This is a genomic window from Burkholderia sp. AcTa6-5 (genome assembly GCF_017815075.1).
In the GTDB taxonomy this organism is placed as follows: domain Bacteria; phylum Pseudomonadota; class Gammaproteobacteria; order Burkholderiales; family Burkholderiaceae; genus Burkholderia; species Burkholderia sola.
In genome coordinates this window covers 50880-72213 of record NZ_JAGIQE010000027.1, presented here as the reverse complement: position 1 = coordinate 72213, position 21334 = coordinate 50880, and the positions used below count along the sequence as shown (strand labels likewise).

At 65.7% G+C, this 21334-nt stretch carries 18 protein-coding genes; 12 read left to right on the top strand and 6 right to left on the bottom strand.

Annotated features, from left to right (window positions below; genetic code table 11):
* Positions 1 to 195: 195 nt before the first annotated feature.
* On the top strand, positions 196 to 2601 hold the full coding sequence (locus J8I33_RS28535; protein ID WP_209927453.1) for a patatin-like phospholipase family protein: 2406 nt from the start codon (positions 196 to 198) through the stop codon (positions 2599 to 2601).
* 111 nt (positions 2602 to 2712) lie between these two features.
* Here J8I33_RS28535 and J8I33_RS28530 read toward each other — a convergent pair whose 3' ends face one another.
* Positions 2713 to 3843: an ATP-binding protein gene (locus J8I33_RS28530; RefSeq protein WP_050018221.1), complete on the bottom strand. Its 1131-nt coding sequence runs from the start codon at positions 3841 to 3843 to the stop codon at positions 2713 to 2715.
* A 64-nt stretch (positions 3844 to 3907) separates the two neighbouring features.
* Positions 3908 to 4618, bottom strand: a complete 711-nt coding sequence (locus J8I33_RS28525) for a response regulator (protein WP_006498855.1) — start codon at positions 4616 to 4618, stop codon at positions 3908 to 3910.
* 221 nt (positions 4619 to 4839) lie between these two features.
* On the opposite strand from J8I33_RS28525, the gene J8I33_RS28520 reads away from it, so the two are divergent.
* The 4 genes from J8I33_RS28520 to J8I33_RS28505 all read left to right on the top strand — a co-directional run bounded on the left by J8I33_RS28520 (position 4840) and on the right by J8I33_RS28505 (position 9958).
* Positions 4840 to 5754, top strand: a complete 915-nt coding sequence (locus tag J8I33_RS28520; RefSeq protein WP_124555615.1) for a glutaminase — start codon at positions 4840 to 4842, stop codon at positions 5752 to 5754.
* 610 nt (positions 5755 to 6364) lie between these two features.
* Positions 6365 to 7921, top strand: a complete 1557-nt coding sequence (locus J8I33_RS28515) for an AAA family ATPase (protein ID WP_209939541.1) — start codon at positions 6365 to 6367, stop codon at positions 7919 to 7921.
* Between the two features lie 531 nt (positions 7922 to 8452).
* Positions 8453 to 9103, top strand: a complete 651-nt coding sequence (locus J8I33_RS28510; RefSeq protein ID WP_089489781.1) for a hypothetical protein — start codon at positions 8453 to 8455, stop codon at positions 9101 to 9103.
* Positions 9104 to 9322: 219 nt separating this feature from the next.
* Positions 9323 to 9958 (top strand): isochorismatase family cysteine hydrolase, encoded by a 636-nt coding sequence (locus tag J8I33_RS28505; protein WP_209927451.1) that lies wholly within the window; start codon positions 9323 to 9325, stop codon positions 9956 to 9958.
* Between the two features lie 49 nt (positions 9959 to 10007).
* On the opposite strand, the gene J8I33_RS28500 is transcribed toward J8I33_RS28505, so the two are convergent.
* Positions 10008 to 10685, bottom strand: a complete 678-nt coding sequence (locus J8I33_RS28500) for a TetR/AcrR family transcriptional regulator C-terminal domain-containing protein (RefSeq protein ID WP_209927449.1) — start codon at positions 10683 to 10685, stop codon at positions 10008 to 10010.
* A 146-nt stretch (positions 10686 to 10831) separates the two neighbouring features.
* Here J8I33_RS28500 and J8I33_RS28495 point away from each other — a divergent pair, with 146 nt between their 5' ends.
* Positions 10832 to 12361, top strand: coding sequence for an FAD-dependent monooxygenase (locus J8I33_RS28495; RefSeq protein ID WP_209939540.1), 1530 nt, complete (start codon positions 10832 to 10834; stop codon positions 12359 to 12361).
* A 138-nt stretch (positions 12362 to 12499) separates the two neighbouring features.
* On the opposite strand, the gene J8I33_RS28490 is transcribed toward J8I33_RS28495, so the two are convergent.
* The 3 genes from J8I33_RS28490 to J8I33_RS28480 form a co-directional block, all read right to left on the bottom strand.
* A complete protein-coding gene (locus J8I33_RS28490; RefSeq protein ID WP_050012407.1) occupies positions 12500 to 13231 on the bottom strand; it encodes a ribonuclease T2 in 732 nt (243 codons plus the stop codon).
* A 127-nt stretch (positions 13232 to 13358) separates the two neighbouring features.
* Positions 13359 to 13949, bottom strand: a complete 591-nt coding sequence (locus J8I33_RS28485) for a hypothetical protein (RefSeq protein ID WP_124653004.1) — start codon at positions 13947 to 13949, stop codon at positions 13359 to 13361.
* Positions 13950 to 14042: 93 nt separating this feature from the next.
* Positions 14043 to 15446, bottom strand: coding sequence for a DUF308 domain-containing protein (locus tag J8I33_RS28480; protein WP_209939539.1), 1404 nt, complete (start codon positions 15444 to 15446; stop codon positions 14043 to 14045).
* A gap of 343 nt (positions 15447 to 15789) precedes the next feature.
* On the opposite strand from J8I33_RS28480, the gene J8I33_RS28475 reads away from it, so the two are divergent.
* From J8I33_RS28475 to J8I33_RS28450, 6 genes are all read left to right on the top strand, one after another.
* Complete coding sequence (locus tag J8I33_RS28475; protein ID WP_209939538.1) at positions 15790 to 16428, top strand: hypothetical protein; 639 nt, start codon at positions 15790 to 15792, stop codon at positions 16426 to 16428.
* A gap of 47 nt (positions 16429 to 16475) precedes the next feature.
* Positions 16476 to 17042 (top strand): helix-turn-helix transcriptional regulator, encoded by a 567-nt coding sequence (locus tag J8I33_RS28470; protein ID WP_209927439.1) that lies wholly within the window; start codon positions 16476 to 16478, stop codon positions 17040 to 17042.
* A gap of 79 nt (positions 17043 to 17121) precedes the next feature.
* Entirely contained in the window at positions 17122 to 17703 is a 582-nt protein-coding gene (locus tag J8I33_RS28465) for an HD domain-containing protein (protein ID WP_209939537.1), read from the top strand.
* Positions 17687 to 17830 carry a hypothetical protein gene (locus J8I33_RS28460; protein WP_245172500.1) on the top strand — a complete coding sequence of 48 codons (144 nt, stop codon included), beginning with the start codon at positions 17687 to 17689 and terminating at the stop codon, positions 17828 to 17830. The genes J8I33_RS28465 and J8I33_RS28460 overlap by 17 nt, the downstream gene beginning before the upstream one ends.
* 265 nt (positions 17831 to 18095) lie before the next feature.
* Positions 18096 to 19280 carry a macrolide transporter subunit MacA gene (macA, locus tag J8I33_RS28455; RefSeq protein WP_209939536.1) on the top strand — a complete coding sequence of 395 codons (1185 nt, stop codon included), beginning with the start codon at positions 18096 to 18098 and terminating at the stop codon, positions 19278 to 19280.
* Positions 19281 to 19282: 2 nt separating this feature from the next.
* The gene (locus J8I33_RS28450) at positions 19283 to 21331 is read left to right on the top strand and encodes a MacB family efflux pump subunit (RefSeq protein WP_124639168.1); all 2049 of its coding nucleotides are present in this window, start codon (positions 19283 to 19285) and stop codon (positions 21329 to 21331) included.
* The last annotated feature ends 3 nt before the right edge of the window (positions 21332 to 21334 follow it).

Genomic DNA, 21334 nt, shown 5'->3' with positions numbered 1-21334 from the left:
AGCTTAGCGGCAAATCGTTCCGATACTTTAGGCAATTCCGATGATTTTTTCGCGACGGAATGGCCGGATGGGGCGTTTCGGGCACGTCCGGCCACGCAACGGCCGCTCGCGTCGGGCCTGTAAAACACGGTAATCTCTCGGTCTTGCCTGCTCCCGGCAGGCCTCAGACGCACGATCACGCCAGGTATGTTCACCATGACAGCGACCGTTTCCTTCCGCTGGGCGCCGGTGCGCCCGCTCTGCACGACGCTCGTTGCCTTCTGGTGCTGCACGGTCTCCGCGCAACCGCTGCCGGCCGCCGGACCCGCCGCCGCCCAGACCGCTGCCGTCAACGCGCCGGCTGCGCCCGCGCCCGCCGCACCCGCTGCGGCGGCGCACACCTGCGCGGCCGACGGCGGCCCGGCCGGCCGGCCGTCGATCGGCCTCGTGCTGTCCGGCGGGGGCGCGCGCGGCTACGCACACCTCGGTGTCCTGAAAGTACTGGAGGACAACCGGATTCCGATCGACTGCATCGCGGGCACCAGCATGGGCGCCGTGGTCGGCGGCCTGTACGCGAGCGGGATGGCGGCCGACGAGATGCAGAAGCGGCTGTCGGAGGTCAACCTGGCGGATATCGCGTTCGACGTGACGGACCGCGCGGACCTGCCTCAAACCAGCCGCGAAGACGAACGCCTGTACATCAACGGGCTGACGCTCGGCTTCGGCAAGAAAGGCGTCAAGGCGCCGGTCGGCCTCGTACAGGGCAACCGGCTGCAGGCGCTGCTCGCGAACTGGACGGCCGCCGTGCCGACCAACCAGCCGTTCGACCAGCTGCCGATCCCGTACCGCGCGGTCGCGACCGACCTGCAGACGGGCCAGATGGTCGTGCTCGACCACGGCTCGCTGCCGCTCGCGATTCGCGCGAGCATGGCGATGCCGGGCCTGTTCGCGCCGGCCGAGATCAACGGGCGCGCGCTCGTGGACGGCGGGCTCGTCAGCAACCTGCCCGTCGACACCGCGCGGCAGATGGGCGCAAGCGTCGTGATCGCCGTCGACATCGGCTCGCAACTGCGCCCGCTCGACGCGCTCGCGTCGCCGGCCGACGTGATGCAGCAGATGGTCGGCATCCTGATCCGCCAGAACGTGACCGCGCAGCGCAAGCAGCTCGACGCGCAGGACGTGCTGCTCACGCCGGACCTCGGCGCGCTCGCGTTCACCGATTTCCAGAACGCGAAGCAGGCGATCGCCGCCGGCGAGATCGCCGCGACCGCGGCGCTGCCGAAGCTGCGGCGCTTCGCGCTCACGCCGGAACAGTACGCGGCCTACCGGTCCGCGCACGCGCAGCCGCTGCCGCCGCCGATCCGCATCACGCGCATCGACATCAAGACCAGCGGCGGCGTGCCGAAGCGCGTCGTCAGCAACGCGCTGCACGTGAAACCCGGCGACATCTACGATCCGAAGACCGTCAGCCAGGATCTGCTCGGACTCACGACGGGCGGCAACTTCGAGAGCGTCACGCAGCAGATCGTGAGCCGCGGCGACGACAACGTGCTCGAGATCGACGCGCGCGAGAAGTACTGGGGGCCCAACTTCCTGCTGTTCGGGCTCGGCATGTCGAGCAGTTCGACCGACGAGGGCGGCTTCCGCCTGCACGTCGGCTACCGGCGGCCGTGGCTCACGGAGTCGGGGCTGGAATTCCGCGCGGACACGACGATCGGCAGCGACCTGCAGTCGGCGCGCGTCGAATTGCGCCAGCCGCTGTCGACCGCGTACGGCGTGTACCTGTCGCCGTACGCGGAATACCAGCGTCGCTACGCGAACCTGTACGACGACTCCGGCGACGTGAAGATCACGCAGTACCTGATGCAGACGGCGCGCGCCGGGATCGACCTCGGCCTGCCGATCGCGCGGCTCGGCGATTTCCGCGTCGGCCTCGGTTACGTGACCGGGCACGGCTCGCCGACCTACAACCTGCCGTTCGACGACGGCAGCGGCCAGAGCCTGCTGTGGCCGAGCTTCACGTCCCAGGCGCTGGTCGCGCGGGCGCGGCTCGTCATCGATCAGCTCGACGATCCGATGTTCCCGCGCAAGGGTTATTTCGGCGAACTGCGGGTCGACCGCTCGCTCGTGTCGCGCAACGGCGGCTCGGCGCAGGAATTCGCCGACGGGATCAGCAACGCGCCTTATACCGAGATCTACGGCAAGGCGATGATCGCGCAGCAGTTCGGCCGGCACAGCGTCAGCGCGACGATCGAAGGCGGCAAGAGCATCGGCGGCACCAACCTGATCAACGCGTTCAACTTCACGCTCGGCGGCTTCCAGCATCTGTCCGCCTATGCGGCCGATCAGCTGAACGGCAACGAGCTCGCGTACGGACAGATCACGTACATGAACCAGTTGATGACGTTCAACGCGTCGCCGATCAAGGCGCTGTCGGTGGGCGCCAGCGCGGAAGTCGGCAACGTGTGGTCGAGCGGCCAGCAGATCGGCGGCGGCGCGCTCAAGCAGAGCTATACGTTCTTCACGAGCCTGTCGACCGCGTTCGGGCCCGTCTATATCGGCGTGGCGCTCGCGCCGGGCGGCCGACGCAACTTCTACCTGCAGCTCGGCCGCACCTACTGAGCCTGCGCGGATGCCGCTTCGGCGGCGTCCGTGGCGGCGTCGCGCCCTGCGCGCTCGCCGGCAGCCTGCGCCTTCACGATTACCGCGTGCCGAGCATCGCGCGACGTCGCGCTAGACCGGCCAGCTGATCTCGAACCGCGCGCCGCCGAGCTCGACCGGATCGACGACCGCGATCCGGCCGTTGTGCGCGTGGAGCACCTGCCGCGTGATCGACAGGCCGAGCCCGTAGCCGCCGGTGCGACGGTCGAGACGCACGAACGCGTCGAAGATCCGTTCGCGCTCGCTTTCGGGCACGCCCGGGCCGTCGTCCTCGACGAAGATCCCGATGTTGCCGTGCACGAGCGCGATCCCGACGACGATCCGCGCGTTCGCGTACTTGCTCGCGTTGCGCAGCAGGTTGCGCATCGCATACGACATCAGCCGCCGGTCCATCTTCACGCGGAGATCCGATCCGATCGCGACGCGGGCCTCGATCGTCCGGTCCGGATACAGCAGTTGCGCGTCGTTCACCTGGTGCTCGAACCACGCGACCGGCGCGGTCATCTCGAGGTTCGACTGCAGCGAGCTGTATTCGAGCCGCGCGTACGTCAGGCTCATGTCGATCAGCTCCTCGAGCTCGGTCACGTCCTGCGCGATGCTCTCGAGCGCACCCTGGTATTCGGCCGCCGAACCGGGTTCGCGCAGCATTTCGAGTGCAAAGCGCACGCGCGCGAGCGGCGTGCGCAGTTCGTGCGAGATCCCGTTCGTCAGATCGCGCTGCGCGGCGATCAGCCGCTCCATCCGCATCGCGAGCGCATTCAGCGTGCGCGCGAGCGGGCCGATGATCACGCTGTGCGATTCGCGGGCGCGCGTGTTGAAACGCCCGCCGGTGAAGTCGATCGCACGCTCGCGCACCATCACGAGATCCGACCAGACCGGCCGCATCCACCGGTACGCGGCAAGCGCGGGCGCGGTGAACACGAACGCCAGCACGATCCAGATGTCGCCCGGCAACGCGTCGAACGCGTGCCACACGACCTGCGGCGACAACACGACGCACAGCGCGAGCGCGGGCACCAGCGCGGTGAGCAACACGAGGCCGAGCAGATGCAGGTAGGTGCGCACGTACAGGCGCGACCAGCTCGGAATGCGGTCGGCGCGCGTGTCGGTCCACGCGCGGCGGAAATGCAGCCAGCGCCATTTGACGTAGCGCAGCGTCGGCAACGGCGGTGCATCGGGGTGCGAACGGGTTCGTCGAATCATCGCGGCTCCCGGCCGGCGGGCGGAATGCCCGCGCGGAACGTGACGGCGTCGCGCGAGCGCGGCGTCATTCCCACGCGTGCTTGCTGAATTGATAACCCTTGCTGCGGATCGTCTTGATCCGCTGCGGGTTGCTCGCGTCATCGCGCAGCTTGCGGCGCAGCTTCGAGATGCGCCCGTCGATCGTGCGGTCGAGGCCGTCGAATTCGACGCCGCGCAACTGCAGCATCAGATCGTCGCGGCTGACGACTTCGCCCGCATGACACACGAGCGCCCACAGCAGGTCGAATTCGGCCGACGTCAGATCGGGCGTGCTGCCGTCGGGCAGCACGACGGTGCGGTCGGTGCGGTCGATCGAGAACTTGCCGAACGCGTAGCGCTCCGGCTGCGGCGCGGTGCTCTCGGCCGCGCGCGCGGGCGCGCGGCGCAGTTGTGCCTTGATCCGCGCGAGCAGGATGCGCGGCTCGACCGGCTTGTGCACGTAGTCGTCCGCGCCGAATTCGAGGCCGAGCAGCTCGTCGAAGGGCTCGTCGCGCGCCGTCACCATGATGATCACGCCGTCGTACTGCTTGCGCGCCTCGCGGCAGATTTCGAAGCCGTCCTTGCCCGGCAGGTTCACGTCGAGGATGACGAGATCGGGACGAATGGACAGGATCGCCGGCACCGCGGCGTCACCATGCAGCACGGTGTCGACTTCATAGTCGTTCTTGCGCAGGTAGCCGGCGATCAGCGTGGACAAGCGGGTGTCGTCTTCGACGAGCAGGATGCGAAAAGACATGGGCGGCGGTCGGATCATCGAGGAAGCCGCGGGGGGCGCCGGCGGGTGCCGGACGCCGGCCCTCGGCCGAAACGTACCGCATGATACTGCGCCCGCCGCTCACCTGTTTGGCGGTCTTGAAAATAAGGGCGGGATTCCGGCCGCGCTTGACGAATCGACGCCGGGACGGTTCCATACGGGCTCGCCGGAATCCCGGCTCTGCTTCTACCCTGCCTGACGTGATGAATTACCAGACGATTCTTGAACGCATCCACACCGAACTCGCCCCCTGGATCGGCCAGGGCCGGGTCGCCGACTACATTCCCGAACTCGCGAAAGTGCCCGCCGACAAGTTCGGGATGGCCGTCGTGACGCTCGACGGAAACGTTTACACGGTCGGCGATGCGCACGAGCGCTTCTCGATCCAGAGCATCTCGAAGCTGTTCGCGTGCACGCTCGCGTTTCAACTGCTGGGCGACGAGCTGTGGGAACGGGTCGGCCGCGAGCCGTCCGGCACCGCGTTCAATTCGCTGGTCCAGCTCGAAAGCGAGCGCGGCAAGCCGCGCAATCCGTTCATCAATGCGGGCGCGCTGGTCGTCACCGACGTGCTGTGCCGCCGCTTCGTGAAGGCCGAGACGGCGCTCGTCGAATTCGTGCGGCGGCTGATCGGCGCGAACGACATCGACTACGATTCGCGCGTCGCGACGTCGGAGTTGCAGCATGCGGAGCGCAACCGCGCGATGGCGCATTTCATGGCGAGCTTCGGCAACATGCAGATGCCGCCTGATACGGTAATCGACGCGTATTGCCGGCAGTGTGCGATCGAGATGAATTGCGTCGAGCTGGCCAGCGCCGCGCTGTTTCTTGCGAACGGCGGTGTCGCGCCGGCGACAGGCGAGCGGATCGTCGATTCGAGTTCCGCGAAGCGGCTGTCGGCGCTGATGCTGACCTGCGGGACCTATGATGCGGCCGGTGATTTCGTGTATCGGGTGGGGCTGCCGGCGAAGAGCGGCGTCGGCGGCGGGATCGTCGCGGTGCTGCCGGGGGAGATGGCCGTGTGCGTGTGGGCGCCGGGGTTGGATGCGAACGGGAACTCGTTGGCGGGGACACTGGCGCTGGAGTGGTTGACGACGTATTCGGGTCGGTCGATCTTTTGAAGAGGCAAAGTTGAGCGCGACTCATCTGGCGCAACGGCGGTGGACTCATATCGGCGCGCCGGCGCGGTCAATGAGGGATTCGGCCATCGGCAGCAATCGACCCGAACGCGTCGTTCTTCAGAGAGCTGAAGAAGGTCTGCTGACAAGCCAGATTGAGACGCGCGCGGTCGGAGATGAATATGATCACTGCCTGCAAAGCACCAAAGTATGTCGACCCGATATATCGGCATGAGTTCACGCGATGCTGTTTCCCTTTTCAGATTGGCCTGAAAGCGGTCCCTCTAGCGCTTCCCGTCTTGAGGCGCTCAAGGGGCTAGCGTAAATGGACTACGCTTCTTGATCATTGTCCTCGCAGCGTATCCAGTAGATTGGCCTTGGTATAAAATTGGTCCAGTCCAGCTGCCTCTAACCAACAGCATTGCTTCGCGAGTGTTACCATCATTCAGCATCATGCGTAAAAATTCTGTGGACACCAAGCATCAGAACCTCCTTAGTCGACGAGAGTCGCGCCCCGCCCTTGTGGGCGCGTGTTGTCAATGCATGTAATTGCAATGACCGATTGATGGGGCCATCGTGCGACAATACCAATAAAAACTGCGAGTGAGACAGCATGAAATACAAAGAAAGCAAAATAGATAAAGAGCTAAGGCAATGGTTTGTCAACGATTTTTCGAAAGTATTGCTTCGGGAAATTGAAATCACAAAAGGTGCCTTGAGAGGAATCGGTTCTCTTCATGTTGAGTTCAATTACCCAATAACGGCGTTTGCGGGAGTGAATGGCGCAGGAAAGTCGACGATTCTAGCGATTGCTTGTTGCGCGTTTCATGGTGACAAAACCACTTACAAACTACCCCGAAGAAGATATCCATATTACACTTTTTCAGATTTTTTTATCCAGCACAAAGAAGAGAAGACCCCCGACGGCATCGTAATATGGTACTTAATTGCTCACAACGGATGGGTGCCCTCAGAAAGAGTGCCAGATGGGAAGGGGCTTGGCTATCAAACGAGAAGAAAAAATAAGGGGGGAAAATGGAACGACTATGACTCGCGAGTCAATCGAACTGTAGTTTTCCTGGGTATTGAACGCATCGTTCCTCACAGCGAACGAAGCCAGTCTCGGTCTTATTCCAAGGCATTTGCGAACGTTAAGCCAAAAGGATGGGAGAAAAAAGTGCGAGATACAGTTGGTTATATTCTGGGAAAGAAATATGACGACTTTCGATATCTCGAACATTCTCGCTATAGCCTTCCAATAGTGAAAGTTGGAGCGATCACATATTCCGGCTTCAATATGGGCGCCGGGGAAAATGCCCTATTTGAGATATTCTCGACCATATACTCCGCGGGAGAGGGCACACTGCTGGTCATGGATGAGATTGAACTGGGTTTACACGCAAAAGCTCAAAGGCTTTTTATGACGAAGCTCAAGGAAATCTGTTTAGAGATGAAAACCCAGGTCATTTGCACAACACATTCTAAAGAGATTTTCGAGTGCTTGCCAGACGATGCGAGGTTTTATGTTGAAACGGTGAGTGATAAGACAAAGTTAATCGCGGGAATTTCCCCAGATTTTGCGTTCGCCAAGATGGGTGCGCCGGGTGGCAATGAATTGGATATCTTCGTCGAAGATGAAGTAGCCCAATCATTATTGCAGGCAATCCTTCCAGCTGCTATCCGCACTAGGGTGACCATCAAGGTAATTGGCTCGGCAACGTCGATTGCTAGACAGCTTGCTGCGCTTTATGTTCGAAAGGATGAAAAGCCCACGCTTGCCATTTTTGATGGTGATCAACGTGCCCTGGAAAAAGAAAATTTCAAACATGCGAAGAGCATGGCAGAAAAAACAGATGCCGAATTTCAAAAATGGTTTGAGGATCGCGTTGCATATTTGCCAGGCGAGACGTGGCCGGAAGCGTGGATTATTCAGAAGGCGACTGAGGTTAGCGATGCGGCGGCTGCCGCTCTTTCTGTAGAGCCCGAGGAGGTAAAAGGCATCCTCGAATATGGCCTGCAGGCAGGCAAACATAGCGAATTCTATGAAATTAGCAAAAATGTTGCCCTTTCAAAGCAGCAATGCCTCGATCGATTATCAGCAACAGTTTGTGCGAAATTTAATGGTGACTTCAACGGGCTAGTCGATATGTTAAGAAATAAATTGAATTGATGCCAACGCAAGGGTTCCTAGTTTCGTGGCGGCGGCAGCCGCCACCGCACTGTGTTCCCTAATCTGCTCGCGGGCATCACGTAGTGCCATGACGAACGTGGGCGTCTCTAGCTGTACTGGGGAGCTGATCGAGTACGATATAGTAGGTCGCAAAGATCGACTGCATATGCGCCGCGAGCACCACAAGGTCAAAAGCGAGTGATTTCTACCGCCCGGCACTCGGCCATCTAAATGTCTCTTGCCCAAACCTTAACCCCTGCTCGAATGAACAAACGCCGGTGACGGCTAGCAACTGGAGCTGGCTGAAACGTGTCGTCGAAAACAGCGCGGCACTTGCCCGCTTGGTCAGCGCCGAAATGACACAGTCGGTTTATATTGCCGGAGTGCCAGCACGCTGGCGCTGGAGTGGTTGACGACTTATTCGGGAAGGTCGATTTTTTGAGGCGTCTCAGTGGCGCACCCGGTCGTCCGGACACCTCGAATGAACATCTTTGCTTGGCGCTACGACCACCGCTACAAGGATCCAGCGTGATGCAGGTCAAGAACGGAAATCACGTCGCTTCGACCGGCCGTACCCGGCGCGGATTCTTCCGCCCCGTGACGGTCATGGCGGCATTGAGTTTGTGCCTCCCGTTTGGCGGCGCACATGGGCAGCCGGCAGACGCCCCGCCCAACAGCACGGGGGCGTCGCAGGTCGAATCTCGAACCGAGGCAAGCCTGACCGTCACGCAAGCGCTGCAAGGCATGCTGGCGCTGATACGGGTCAGCAATCAGGTTACCGACATGACGCCCGACGCGATGCACCGCAGCTTTGGTGTGCAGACCAAAGCGACCGCCAAAGACAGCTTCGGCTACGGCCAGCGCTTGCCTGGCAACTGGGCGTTCGGTATCGAAAGGTTCGTGGTCCCGGGAAGGGGGACACAGGTGGAACTGGGCTTCGATCCGATTCCCGGAATGCAGGCTGCGCCGCTGACGGCATGCGAGCCGAACTTCGCGCAATTCACGGCAGCACTGGAATCCTTGGGGTTCAATCATCGTACTCGGTACGGCGAACACGGCCGCCGGATCTCCGAGATCTTCTGGCGTCAGGAGATCTCTGTGGAGGTAGCCCCCTATAGAGCATTCAGCGATAACGGTGAGCCATTGGGTCCGGCTTGCGTAAGAACGGTACGGGTGCGATAGATCGCCGTCACCGCGCGATGCAATTACGGCAAGCGTATGGACGAAACGCCGTGATCCTCTGCTGTCAAACACGCAGGAAATCGCTCGACTCGTGGATACCCCGAACCCAATCCGGCGAAGATTTCGCGACGCGTGGGCACGCCGGCGCCGACGTGATTGACGACGTATCGAACGACCAATTTTCCGACATTTCGCAGCGATGACTGGAGAACGCAACGCATGAATCGGGACAACGCATCAGAAGTCACAACGTCAGCCCCCGCGCGCGCGGGCAGCAATTCCTCCTCGCCGATCCCGCCCATCGCGCCATCCAAAACCGCGCTGCTCGTCATGCATTACCAGACCGACATCCTCGGCCTCTTTCCGTCGGTCGCGCCTGAATTGCTCTCGAATACGCGCCGTCTCTGCGCTGCGGCACGCGCTGCCGGCGTCGGCGTCTGGTTCGCGAATCTGAGGTTCAGCCCCGGCTATCCGGAGGTCAGCCCGCTCAACAAGAACGGCCAGGGCATCAAGCAACTCGGCCTGTTCATCGACGATGCCCCGTGCCCTGAACTCGCCAGGCGGCCCGACGAACCGCTGATCCTGGCCCACCGCGCGAGCGTATTCTTCGGCACCGATCTGCAGGCGCGGCTCATCGCACAAGGTGTCGATACGCTGATCATGGTCGGCATCGCGTCGACCGGCGTGATGCTGTCGTCGATAGCCCACGCGAGCGACGCCGATTTCCGCCTCTACACGGTCAAGGATTGTTGCTACGACCCGGACCCGATCGTCCACGAGCATCTGTTCGCCACCGCGTTCGAATCGCGCACGACGGTGCTGTCGCTGGCGGATGCGCTGCGGCTGCTGGCGTGACAACGGACTCGTCGCACCGCCGTTCGAAACCATGCATCCGACGGCGGGCCTACCGGGTCGCCGCCCCAATCCCCGCCAAAATCAGATCGATGCCGGCCAGGAACTGCGCACGCTCGTCGTGCGCGGCCAGTTGCCCGGCCACCTTGCGCACGAACGGATACTGCGCCGGTTCGAGCTGCGCCCACCGCTCGGCCACGACCGCGACGACCTCCGACTGCCCCGTCTCGCGCGGATGCAGCCGCGCACCCGCGGCGTACTGGCCGGCCAGCCCGAAGATGTAATGCATCAGCGCCGACGCCGCGTTGAATTGCGCGGGCTCGGGCACGCCCAGCGCCTGAAGCTGCCCGCCGACGCGCTCCAGGATCCGCAGCACCGCCTGCTGCCACGGCGCCCGGAACAACTGCGCACCGACCCACGGATGCGCGCTGAACGCGTCGAACAGGCGCAGCGCGATGCGCCGGAGCGCTTGCGCCGCATCGCCGTCACGCTGCGTCGGCACGTCCGTCAGCGCAGCCGCGATCACGTGATCCGCGGCCGCCGCGAGCAGATCGTGCTTGTCGGCGACGTGCCAGTAGATCGCGCCGCTTCCGGTCGCCAGATGTGCGGCGAGCGCGCGAAACGTCAGCGCGCCCTCGCCGGCATGGTCGAGGATTCCGATCGCGGCCTCGACGATCCGCTCTTTCGACAGCGCGTCCGCGCGCCGCTCGGTCCGTTTGCTGGTTTTCATGCGCGCTAGCTTGACACATCTGGAACAGCGTTCCAATATCGCGCCGATGGAACAACGTTCCACCAGTTTCCTGACGCATGCGCAATGCCGGCGCGTACCGCCCTCTCGATCACACCGGGCTGCCTTGGCCCGAAACCGAGCCACCGATGAATCTGCCCGTTACCCATGATGTCGTGATTGCCGGAGCCGGCCCTGTCGGCCTGTTTCTCGCCTGCGAGCTGCGCCTCGCCGGTGCATCCGTGCTGGTGGTCGAGCAGGCGGACGATCCGGAATCCCCGCTGAAGCATCTCCCGTTCGGCATGCGCGGCCTGTCCGCGCCGACGATCGACGCGCTCTACCGCCGCGACCTGCTCGACGGCATCGCGCTGCCGGGCCGCGCCACGGACACCGCGCACTGGATGCAGCAAGCGCGTCGTCCGGCCGGTCATTTCGCCGGCATCCAGTTCTTCCACGACGACATCGATGCGTCGCAGTGGCCGTACCATCTGCCCGGCCCGGCCGGCACGCACATGGCGACCGACATGGCGCGCGTCGAATCCGTGCTGACCGCCCGTGCGCACGCGACGGGCGTCGAGATTCGGCGCGGTCTTGCTGCCGAAGGCTTCGATCAGTCGGACGATGCGGTCACGCTGTACGCAGGCGGCGAGACATTCCACGCACGCTGGCTCGTCGGCTGCGACGGCGGCCGCAGCGCGGTCCGCAAGGCCGGCGGCTTCGCGTTCGCCGGCACCGACGCCGAATTCACCGGCTACTCGATCGAAGCCGAGTTCGCCGATCCGGGCGCGCTGCTGCCGGGCCGTCACTACACGCCGGCCGGCACGTACACGTACACGCCGCCCGGGACCGTCGCGCTCGTCGAGTTCGACGGCGGCACGTTCCACCGGAGCGGCCCGGTGACGCTCGAGCACGCGCAGGCCGTGCTGCGCCGCGTGTCCGGCGTCGGCGTCACGGTGACCGCGCTCCGGCTCGCCGCCACGTGGACCGATCGCGCGTACCAGGCATCGACGTACCGCGACGGCCGCGTGCTGCTCGCGGGCGATGCCGCGCACATCCACTCGCCGCTCGGCGGCCAGGGGCTCAATCTCGGGCTCGGCGATGCGATGAATCTCGGCTGGAAGCTGGCCGCGACGATCCGCGGCGACGCACCGGCCGGGCTGCTCGACAGCTACACGGACGAACGGCATCCGGTGGGCGCGCGCGTGCTCGACTGGTCGCGTGCGCAGGTCGCGCTGATGCGGCCCTCGCCGGGTTCGCGCGCGCTCGCGGCGATCATGCGCGATCTCGTCGACACGCGCGACGGCGCGACGTACTTCGCCGAACGCCTGTGGGGCGTATCGCTCGCGTACGATCCCGGCAGCGGCCATCCGCTGGTGGGCCGTAGCGTTCCGGACTTCGAACTGGCCGACGGCACGCGGCTCGGCGAACACGTCAGGCACGGCAAGGGCGTGCTGCTGGACTTCGATGCGGATCGGCCGCTTCAGGCCGTGGCAGGCCGCTGGCGCGACCGCCTCGCCTATATCGCGAGCGACGCGAAGGACCGGCTCGGATTGCGTGCGATGCTCGTGCGTCCGGACGGTTTCGTCGCGTGGGCCTGCGATGACGATGCGGACGTGGACATCGACGCCGCCACGCAGGCGGTCACGCGATGGTTCGGCGCGCCTTGCGCGGCACATTGAGCGCAGCCGCCCAACGCAGGAAGCGGATGTGTGTCGCCGAGCGCCAAACGTGCATGGGCGCCAGCAACGGCGCGCCCGACATCCTCGAATGCCCACCGCCCGCGACGTGCGCGATATCGCGCACGCCGGCCGCGCCCCTCACTTCGCGATCAACACCCCCGACGTCGGGCACGTACCCTGCGTATTGCCGTCCGTCACGAGCGACGCGGCGCTCGGAAACTGCGCGGTCGCATTCGTCTTCACCGCGATCCATGCTTCGGTGAAGTAGCTCACGCCGTTCGTCTTCGTGCATTTCAGCGACACCGCGCTGCGCGTGTTGCTGCCGAATGCGCCCTCGAACGCCGACAGCAACTGGTTACGCGTGACCGTCTTGCCCGCGTTCGCCTGCAGGAATGCGTTGAACGACGTGTTGCCCAACCGGCTGATCATGCCCGACGCCTGGTTCCAGTACGCATCGGGCGTCGCCGAATTCGAACAGGTGCCGTGCTTGAACCACTCGTGCTTGTCGAGACACGATGCGACGCCAGGCATGTATGTCGACAGCGTATTGCGCGTTGCGCTGCTGATCGGGTACGCGTCCATGCTGCACCACTGGTGCGCGTTGTCGAGGTCGATGTCGTTCTGCGGCACGCCGCAGTAGAACGGCTGGTTCCCGTCGTAGCGGTTCGGCCACAGCCCGTGCAGCGACAGGCTCGTCGCCGCATACGAGCCGGCGAGGTTCGTGCATTCCGGCGTGTCGTGCGACGCGCAGAAGCCGGGCTCCCACGACGCGGCGAGCAACAGGTAGTCGTAGCTGGTCTGCGCGGCGGCGTGCAGTGAAACGGAAGCGACGGCGAGTGCGGCAGCGGCGCGGGCGAGCGTCTCGAGCATGGCGTGTTTCCTCGGAAAAGGCTTGCGGTCGCGGGATGCGCCGCAAGATTGTCGAATGTCTGCCCGCGATTGTTGCTGCCGCAACATGGCACGAATGTGAAGGTGCACGAAAGAATGCGCGGTTCGCTCAGGTGCCGAGCTGCGTGCACGCGCGCGCCGACGCTTCGGGGCCCTCGAGCGAGAGAATCTGCCACACGCCGACGCTGACGCGCCGGCGCGCCGCCATCGACGGATCGGCCAGCAACGCCTCGACACGCGGCGCGGCGTCGGGCGCCTTCTGCTTCAGCGCCGCGTGGTGCCGCGCCCGCGCCGCCGGCTCCGGTTCGTACACGTCGCACAGACGCACCATGCCGGCGAGGCCGGCCAGCGTATCGTCCTTGTCGATCGCGGCCGGCTCGACGGGCGCGAGCCCGTCGCGCTCCGCCGGCGGCAGCTTGTTGCGCGCGCCTTCGTCGATCGCCGTGGCGGAAGCCGGCGGCAGGCCGCCGATCGCTGCGACGATCCGGCTGCCGGCGGCGATCATGTCGCCCTGGCACGCGATCTTTTCGGCGGCCGCGACGTTCGAGCAGAACGACACCGACATCCGGTACACGTCGTTGCTCATGCGCGGCACTTCGTCCGTGTCTGCCTGCGCGAGGCCGGCACTCGCCAGCGCCAGCCCTAGCACCAGCGTCAGCGCGGCGGGAGTCTGGATGCGCAACGCTCTCGTCTCGTTCATCGTTGTCGTCCGTGGGTTTTTATCGCGGGCAATCTCGCCGGGCCGCACGGTGGCGCCCCTTGTGATGCCGGGCCCTCATCCGGCGCCACGCGTTCACTTCATCGACGCCGCCTCCGATCCGCCGGGCGACAGCGCCGCACTGTCCTGCTCGCGCCACGCGCGGCGCGACGCCATGATCGCGCTCACCGCCGAGCGTGCGACCTTCCACCACGCGAACGGACGCGGATCGGCGAGCATGCTGAGCGCGCGCGCATAGTCGAGCGTGAGCCCGGGCGTCCACGCCATCGTCACCGCGCGCTTGCGGATCTGGGCGGCCACCCACAGCTCGGGCGTGAGCAGCAGCCGCACGAACGCGCCCCACCCGGCCCGCGCGCCCTTCAGCCGCCACACGGCGCCGTCGAGCGCGGCCTCGAGCGCATTCGACACGGTGCTCGAGCAGTTGCGGTGCGTGAGGTTGTACGTCGTGTTCTGCCGGTACGACGACCAGAACGCATCGAGCTTGGCCGGATCGTAGTTGCGGATACGCACGCGCACGGTCGACGGGCACCACGCTTTCGACTCGGTCGCGTAGTCGGGCTGGAACAGGCCGGGCACGTCGTTCTCGCGCGTTGCGCGCAGGATGCGCGTGAATTCGTCCGGAGAGCGATCGATTTCGACGCCCGGATACAGGCTGATGTAGATGCCCTCCGGCGATTCCAGCGCCGCATGCCCGGTCGAGATCACGCCGTTGACGTCCACCGCCGCGATATAGCGGTCGATCAGCGGATAGCGCTGCGCCTCGGCCTTCGACGTGCCGGTCGGTGTCCATACGTGCACGGTGAGCGCCCGCTCGCCGTCGGCCGGCGGGCCGTCCCATTCGGATTGCGCGAACTGCGGCAGGCCCTGCGCATCGTCGAGATCCGGCGCGAGCGCCGGCGCGGGCGACGTCGCGAACGCCGGGTTGCGCGTCAGCCGCCGCACGCGTGCGGCGAGGCTCAGCAGGTGCATGCCGCCGAACATCAGCAGCAGGCCCAGGCAGTACGGCACGGTGCCCGCGTAGTGCGTCGGGTACGGCTGGAAGAAGAAGATCGCCAGCAGGATCTCGACGACGCCCCACGAAAACGCGACGTACCAGCGGCGATAGCGCACCATCCATGCGGATGTGCACTGCAGCAGCCCGTCGACGAGAAACAGCGTGCCGAAGATCATCGACAGCAGGAAATGGCCGTGATGATGGCCGGCAAACACGAGCCCCGCGGCCACCACGACCGCGATGCCCTTCACGTAGCGCAGGATGCGCTGCCCGCCGACCCCGCTGCCGGCCACCGCGAGCGTCGCGAGCCCTTCGATCAGGAACAGCCACGCGAACAGCTCGATCGGGAAATGCAGCGCGCCGTCGAGCGCGTCGACGAAAATGCCGACGCCCGCGACGACCCACAGCCAGCCGAGCACGGTCAGCCCGCGCCAGCGGGTCCGCAGATATTCGATGCCCAGCAGCAGCAACACCAGTCGTACCATCGCGCCCTCGTATCTTTTTCGGGACACGCGCGGCCTCGCGCGCCCTGTCGTGTCGACCGCGCATCGGGCGACGCGCCGGCCGGAAGACGGTCATCGTTGCCGGCGCATCATGTCGTCGACATGATCGATGGCGGCCGGCACGCGCCGCTCTGGCCGAATAATAAGATATGGCGGGATAGGTTGAAAGCGTCGCGAAAACGTTGTCGATGGCGCGGATGCGCACGGCGGCCCGCTGCCACAGCGGATTTCCGGTTCGACAACGTGCGGTGGATACGCGAGAATCCGGCTTCCGAGGGCGAAAGCCACTGAACTGAACCGAACCGCCCAGACGGGACAACAAGAAATGAGCCTATCCATCACGCGCCGGCGCCTGCTGGCCGCCGGCGTCGCCGCGAGCAGCGTTGCGCTGTCGGGGTGTTTCACGCCGAAGCTGTACAAGAACGACGCGTACAGCGAACACGTATCCGCGTTCATGATGACCGAAGACGGCAAGAAACTGGTCGTCCTCGGCACGCGCTACCATTACATCTTCGATCTGCCGGCCCGCTTGCGGCCCGTCCTGCTGTCCGGCTACCGCAAATCGGTACGCACGACGTTCGCGGACTTTCATGCGAGCGGCGGCAGCGTCACCGGGCATTACCGGATCGTGCTGCCGAAAGACGCATCGGACGACGATCGACGGGCCGCCTCCGCCGACGGCTTCGTCAGCGAGCCGGCCGGCCTCGTGCTCGAAGGCGACATCGACGGCAAGCGCTACTCGACGGAAGGCTTCGTCCAGAAGGACAACGCGGCCGCGCAACCCTTCAACCGCCCGTACTCGGTCTACATCGTGGAATCGCCGTCCGCCGTCGGCATGGGTCTGCGGATTCTCGCGACGCCGATCACGGTGGCCGCCGACGGCGTACTCGTGCTGGGCGGCATCGTGCTCGTGCCGTTCGCGGCCATCGCGATCCAGGCAAGCGGCGGCATCCGGATCATGTAACGGTGCGGTAACCACGCGCCTGGCACGACCGCAACAGGAGCATTGCCATGACCGCCTCACCGCTTCATTCGTTCTCGCTCGGCCCGCCACTGAAGCGCTGGCGCGCGCTGCACCGCGTGAAGCAAAGTCACGCGGCCGAACTGTTCGGCGTCGCGCAATCGACGATTTCGCGCTGGGAGGCGGGCCTCCAGCAGATGTCGCCCGACGAGCGCGCGACGGCCGAACGGCTGCTCGCCGCGCGCATCGATTCGGCGGGCGACCGCGCGCTCGCGCGGCTGATCGCCGGCAGCACGGGCCGCATGCATCTCGTCTGCGATCTCACGCACCGGCTGCTGGCCAGTTCGCCGGCGCGCGCGGCCGAATTCTCGCAGCCGCTTTCGATGCTGCTCGGCACGTCGCTGTGGCGCTACGCGACGCCGGAAATCGTCCGCATGGAAGCCGCGCTCGACCCGCTCGGCTGGCACGATCGCGCGGGGCCGCCGAGCGTCGAGTTCGATACCGGCGCGAATGCGTCGCGCGTCGTGCCGATTCGCGGCAGCCGCTGCCGGTGGACGCGGATGACGCTGTCGGACGGCTCGGCCGTGCGGCTCGTGGAAACGCTCGACGCCGGCTGACGCGCCGCGCATATTTCATGCGTGGACGCAGCGTGGCCGGCCCGCTTACGCTTGGTGGCTCATCGCAAAGACGCCGACCATGAATCCCGACACGATCCACGCACGGCTCGATTTCGTGCGCGAAGCCGAACGCCTGAAGAACGTGCTGCGCAGTGGCTACACATCCGCCGGACGCGCGGAAAGCACGGCCGAGCACAGCTGGCGGCTGGGCCTGATGGCGTTCGTGTTCGCCGACGCGTTGCCCGGCGTCGACACGGTGAAGCTGCTGAAGCTGTGCGTCGTCCACGACCTCGGCGAGGCGCTGCACGGCGACATCCCCGCGATCGAGCAGGCCGCGCACCCTGACAAGAGCGCACACGAACGCGACGATCTGCTGACGCTGACCGCGTCGCTCGACCGCACGCTGCGCGACGAGATCGTCGCGCTGTGGGACGAATACGAGGCGGCCGCGTCGCCGGAAGCCCGCGCGGCGAAGGCGCTCGACAAGCTCGAAACGATCCTGCAGCACAACCAGGGCAGCAATCCGCCCGATTTCGACTACGCGTTCAACCTCGGCTACGGCCGGCGCTACACCGACGCTACACCGTTGTTCCGTGCGATCCGCGAGATCGTCGATGCCGATACGCAGCGCAGGATCGATGCGGGTGGAGGCCGCGCGTAAGGTCGCGGCTTTCACGCCCGCGCACCGGGACGAATGGGCGTCGACGCCCGAACAGGTCGACGCGCTGCACACGCTCGATGACGAACGCGACCGGCCGATGATGGCGATCGTCGCCGCGCAGCGGTAGCGCCCGGCGCCGCCTTTTCACAGATCGCAACAATTACGCGGTCTGGCCGACCGCATGGGGACGGCGTCCGCACAATTCAGCACAATTCCCACACGATACGGCGCGAATTCCTCGCTTACCATGAGCGCCTGATTCGATTCGGCATGCCCGCGCGATGCGTACGCGGCTTCCGTCGCGGGCAACACGCCCGACATGCGACGCCGACCGGATCGTTCCGTTCGGCCGCACGCATCGCCGGCGCCTGCCTCATCCTCGCTGCATGCTCATGACCCAGAAGACCCATCGCCGCCGGCGCATCGTGCTGGCTACCCTTGCCGTCGTCGCGATCGCCGCCGGCGTCACGCTGAAGGCCTGCGCGCCCGCCAAGCACCCGCAATACCTGTCCGCGCCCGTCACGCGCGGCGATCTCGAAAACGCGGTGCTCGCGACCGGCGCGCTGCAGGCGTTCAGGCAGGTCGACGTCGGCGCGCAGGTGTCGGGGCAGTTGAAGACGCTGAAGGTCAAGCTCGGCGACAAGGTCACGAAAGGCCAGTGGCTTGCCGAGATCGATCCCGTGATCTCGGAAAACGCGCTGCGCCAGGCGCGCGCCAGCGAAGAAAGCCTGCGCGCGCAGCAGCAATCGGCGGCCGCGCAGTTGACGCAGGCCGAACTCGCATTCCGCCGCCAGCAGGCGATGCTGCCCGACGACGCGACGTCGCGCGAATCGTTCGAGGCCGCGAAGGCGACGCTCGACGTGCAGCGAGCCACCGTTGCGTCGCTCGCCGCACAGATCCGTTCGGCGCGCATCCAGATCGAGACCGCGCAGGCCAACCTCGGCTACACGCGCATCGTCGCGCCGATCGACGGCCAGGTCGTCGCGATCGTCACGCAGGAAGGCCAGACCGTGATCGCGCAGCAGCAGGCGCCGGTGATCCTGAAGCTCGCGAATCTCGACACGATGACCGTGAAGGCGCAGGTGTCGGAAGCCGACGTGATTCGCGTGAGCGCCGGCCAGACCGCGTATTTCACGAGCCTCGGCGAACCGGACAAGCGGCACTACGGCAAGCTGCGCGCGATCGAACCGGCGCCGCAGAACTACGCCGACGCGCAAAGCCCGCTCGGCGGCGGCGGCGCGAAGCCGAACGCCGCGGTGTTCTACAACGCGCTGTTCGACGTGCCGAATCCCGAGCACCGGCTGCGCATCGCGATGACCGCGCAGGTCAACATCGTGCTCGGCGACGCGCGCAACGCGCTGATCATTCCGGCCGCCGCGCTCGGCGAGAAGCGCAAGGACGGCACCGTCGCGGTACGCGTGCTGCGCGCCGACGGCAGCACGGAAACGCGCCATGTCCGCATCGGCATCAACAACAACGTGCGCGTCGAAGTGCTGGCCGGCCTGAAGGACGGCGAGCGCGTGGTGATCGGCGAAGCATCGGCGGACGAACGCGTACCGCTGTCGGACGTGGTGTAACGATGCGCCAGCCCCTGCTCAAACTCGCTGCCGTCACGCGTCGCTTTCCGGCTGGCGACAAGGACGTCGTCGTGCTGAACAACGTCAACCTGTCGATCGATGCGGGCGAGATCGTCGCGATCGTCGGCGCGTCGGGGTCCGGCAAGTCGACGCTGATGAACATCCTCGGCTGCCTCGATCATCCGAGCGAAGGCACGTACACGGTCGGCGGACGCGACACGCACATGCTCGACAGCGACGAGCTCGCGCAGCTGCGCCGCGAGCACTTCGGCTTCGTGTTCCAGCGCTATCACCTGCTGCCGCACGTCGACGCGGTCGCGAACCTCGAAATGCCGGCGATCTATGCGGGCACCCCGCGCGCCGAGCGGCACGCCCGCGCCCGCGCGCTGCTCGCGCGCCTCGGCCTCGCGGATCGCGCGCATCACCGGCCCGGGCAACTGTCCGGCGGCCAGCAGCAGCGCGTGAGCATCGCGCGCGCACTGATGAACGGCGGCCAGGTGATCCTCGCGGACGAACCGACCGGCGCGCTCGACACGAAAAGCGGCCAGGACGTGATCCGCATCCTGCACGAGCTGAACGCGCTCGGCCATACGATCGTGATCGTCACGCACGACAAGGCCGTGGCGCGCCATGCGCGGCGCATCATCGAGATCAGCGACGGCGAGATCGTCGCCGACCGGCCGAACCGCCACTACGCGGAAGCGCTCGCGGAATCTAGCGTCGGCGCGGACGCAACGGCAGCGACGCCCGAAACGGTAACCGACACGCCGCCCGCACCGCCTTCCGAAGATGCACCGCCGCCCGCCAGCGCTGACACCGACATCGCCCCGCGCACCCGCCGCTTCGCCGCCGGCACCGGCCGCTTCGCCGAAGCGTGCCGGATGGCGTGGATCGCGCTCGTATCGCACCGGCTGCGCACGCTGCTGACGATGCTCGGCATCATCATCGGCATTACGTCGGTCGTGTCGATCGTCGCGGTCGGCGAAGGCGCGAAGCGCTACATGCTCGAAGAGATCGGCAGCATCGGCACCAATACGATCAGCCTCTATCCGGGTACCGACTGGGGCGACAGCCGCGCGGACACGATCCAGACGCTCGTGCCCGCCGACGTCGCCGCGCTCGCCGAGCAGCCGTACGTCGACAGCGCGACGCCCGAAACGTCGCGCACGCTGCTGCTGCGCTACCGCAACGTCGACGTCCACGCGCTCGTGAGCGGCGTCGGCGACAGCTACTTCCAGACGCGCGGGATGCGTTTCGCGCTCGGCGTCCCGTTCGACGACGATGCGGTGCGCCGCCAGGCACAGGTCGCGGTGATCGACCAGAACACGCGCCGCAAGCTGTTCGGCGCGACGCGCAATCCGGTCGGCGAGGCGATCCTGGTCGACAACGTGCCGTGCGTGGTGATCGGCGTGACCGCCGACAAGAAAAGCGCATTCGGCAGCGTGAAGAGCCTGAACGTATGGGTGCCGTACACGACCGCGAGCGGGCGCCTGTTCGGCCAGCGCCATCTCGACAGCATCACCGTGCGCGTGCGCGACGGGCAGCCGAGCGCCGCGGCCGAGAAAAGCCTCGAGAAGCTGATGATCCAGCGCCACGGCCGCAAGGATTTCTTCACGTACAACATGGACAGCGTGGTCAAGACCGTCGAGAAAACCGGCCAGTCGCTGACGTTGCTGCTGTCGCTGATCGCGGTGATCTCGCTCGTGGTCGGCGGGATCGGCGTGATGAACATCATGCTGGTGTCGGTCACCGAGCGCACGCGCGAGATCGGCATCCGGATGGCGGTCGGCGCGCGCCAGTCCGACATCCTGCAGCAGTTCCTCGTCGAGGCCGTGCTCGTATGCCTGCTCGGCGGCACGATCGGCATCGCGCTGTCGTTCGGGCTCGGCGCGCTGTTCTCGATGTTCGTCGCGCAGTGGAAGATGGTGTTCTCGGTCGGCGCGATCGTGACCGCGTTCGTGTGCTCGACGCTCACCGGTGTGATTTTCGGGTTCATGCCCGCGCGCAACGCGTCGCGGCTCGATCCGATCGATGCGCTCGCGCGCGACTGACGA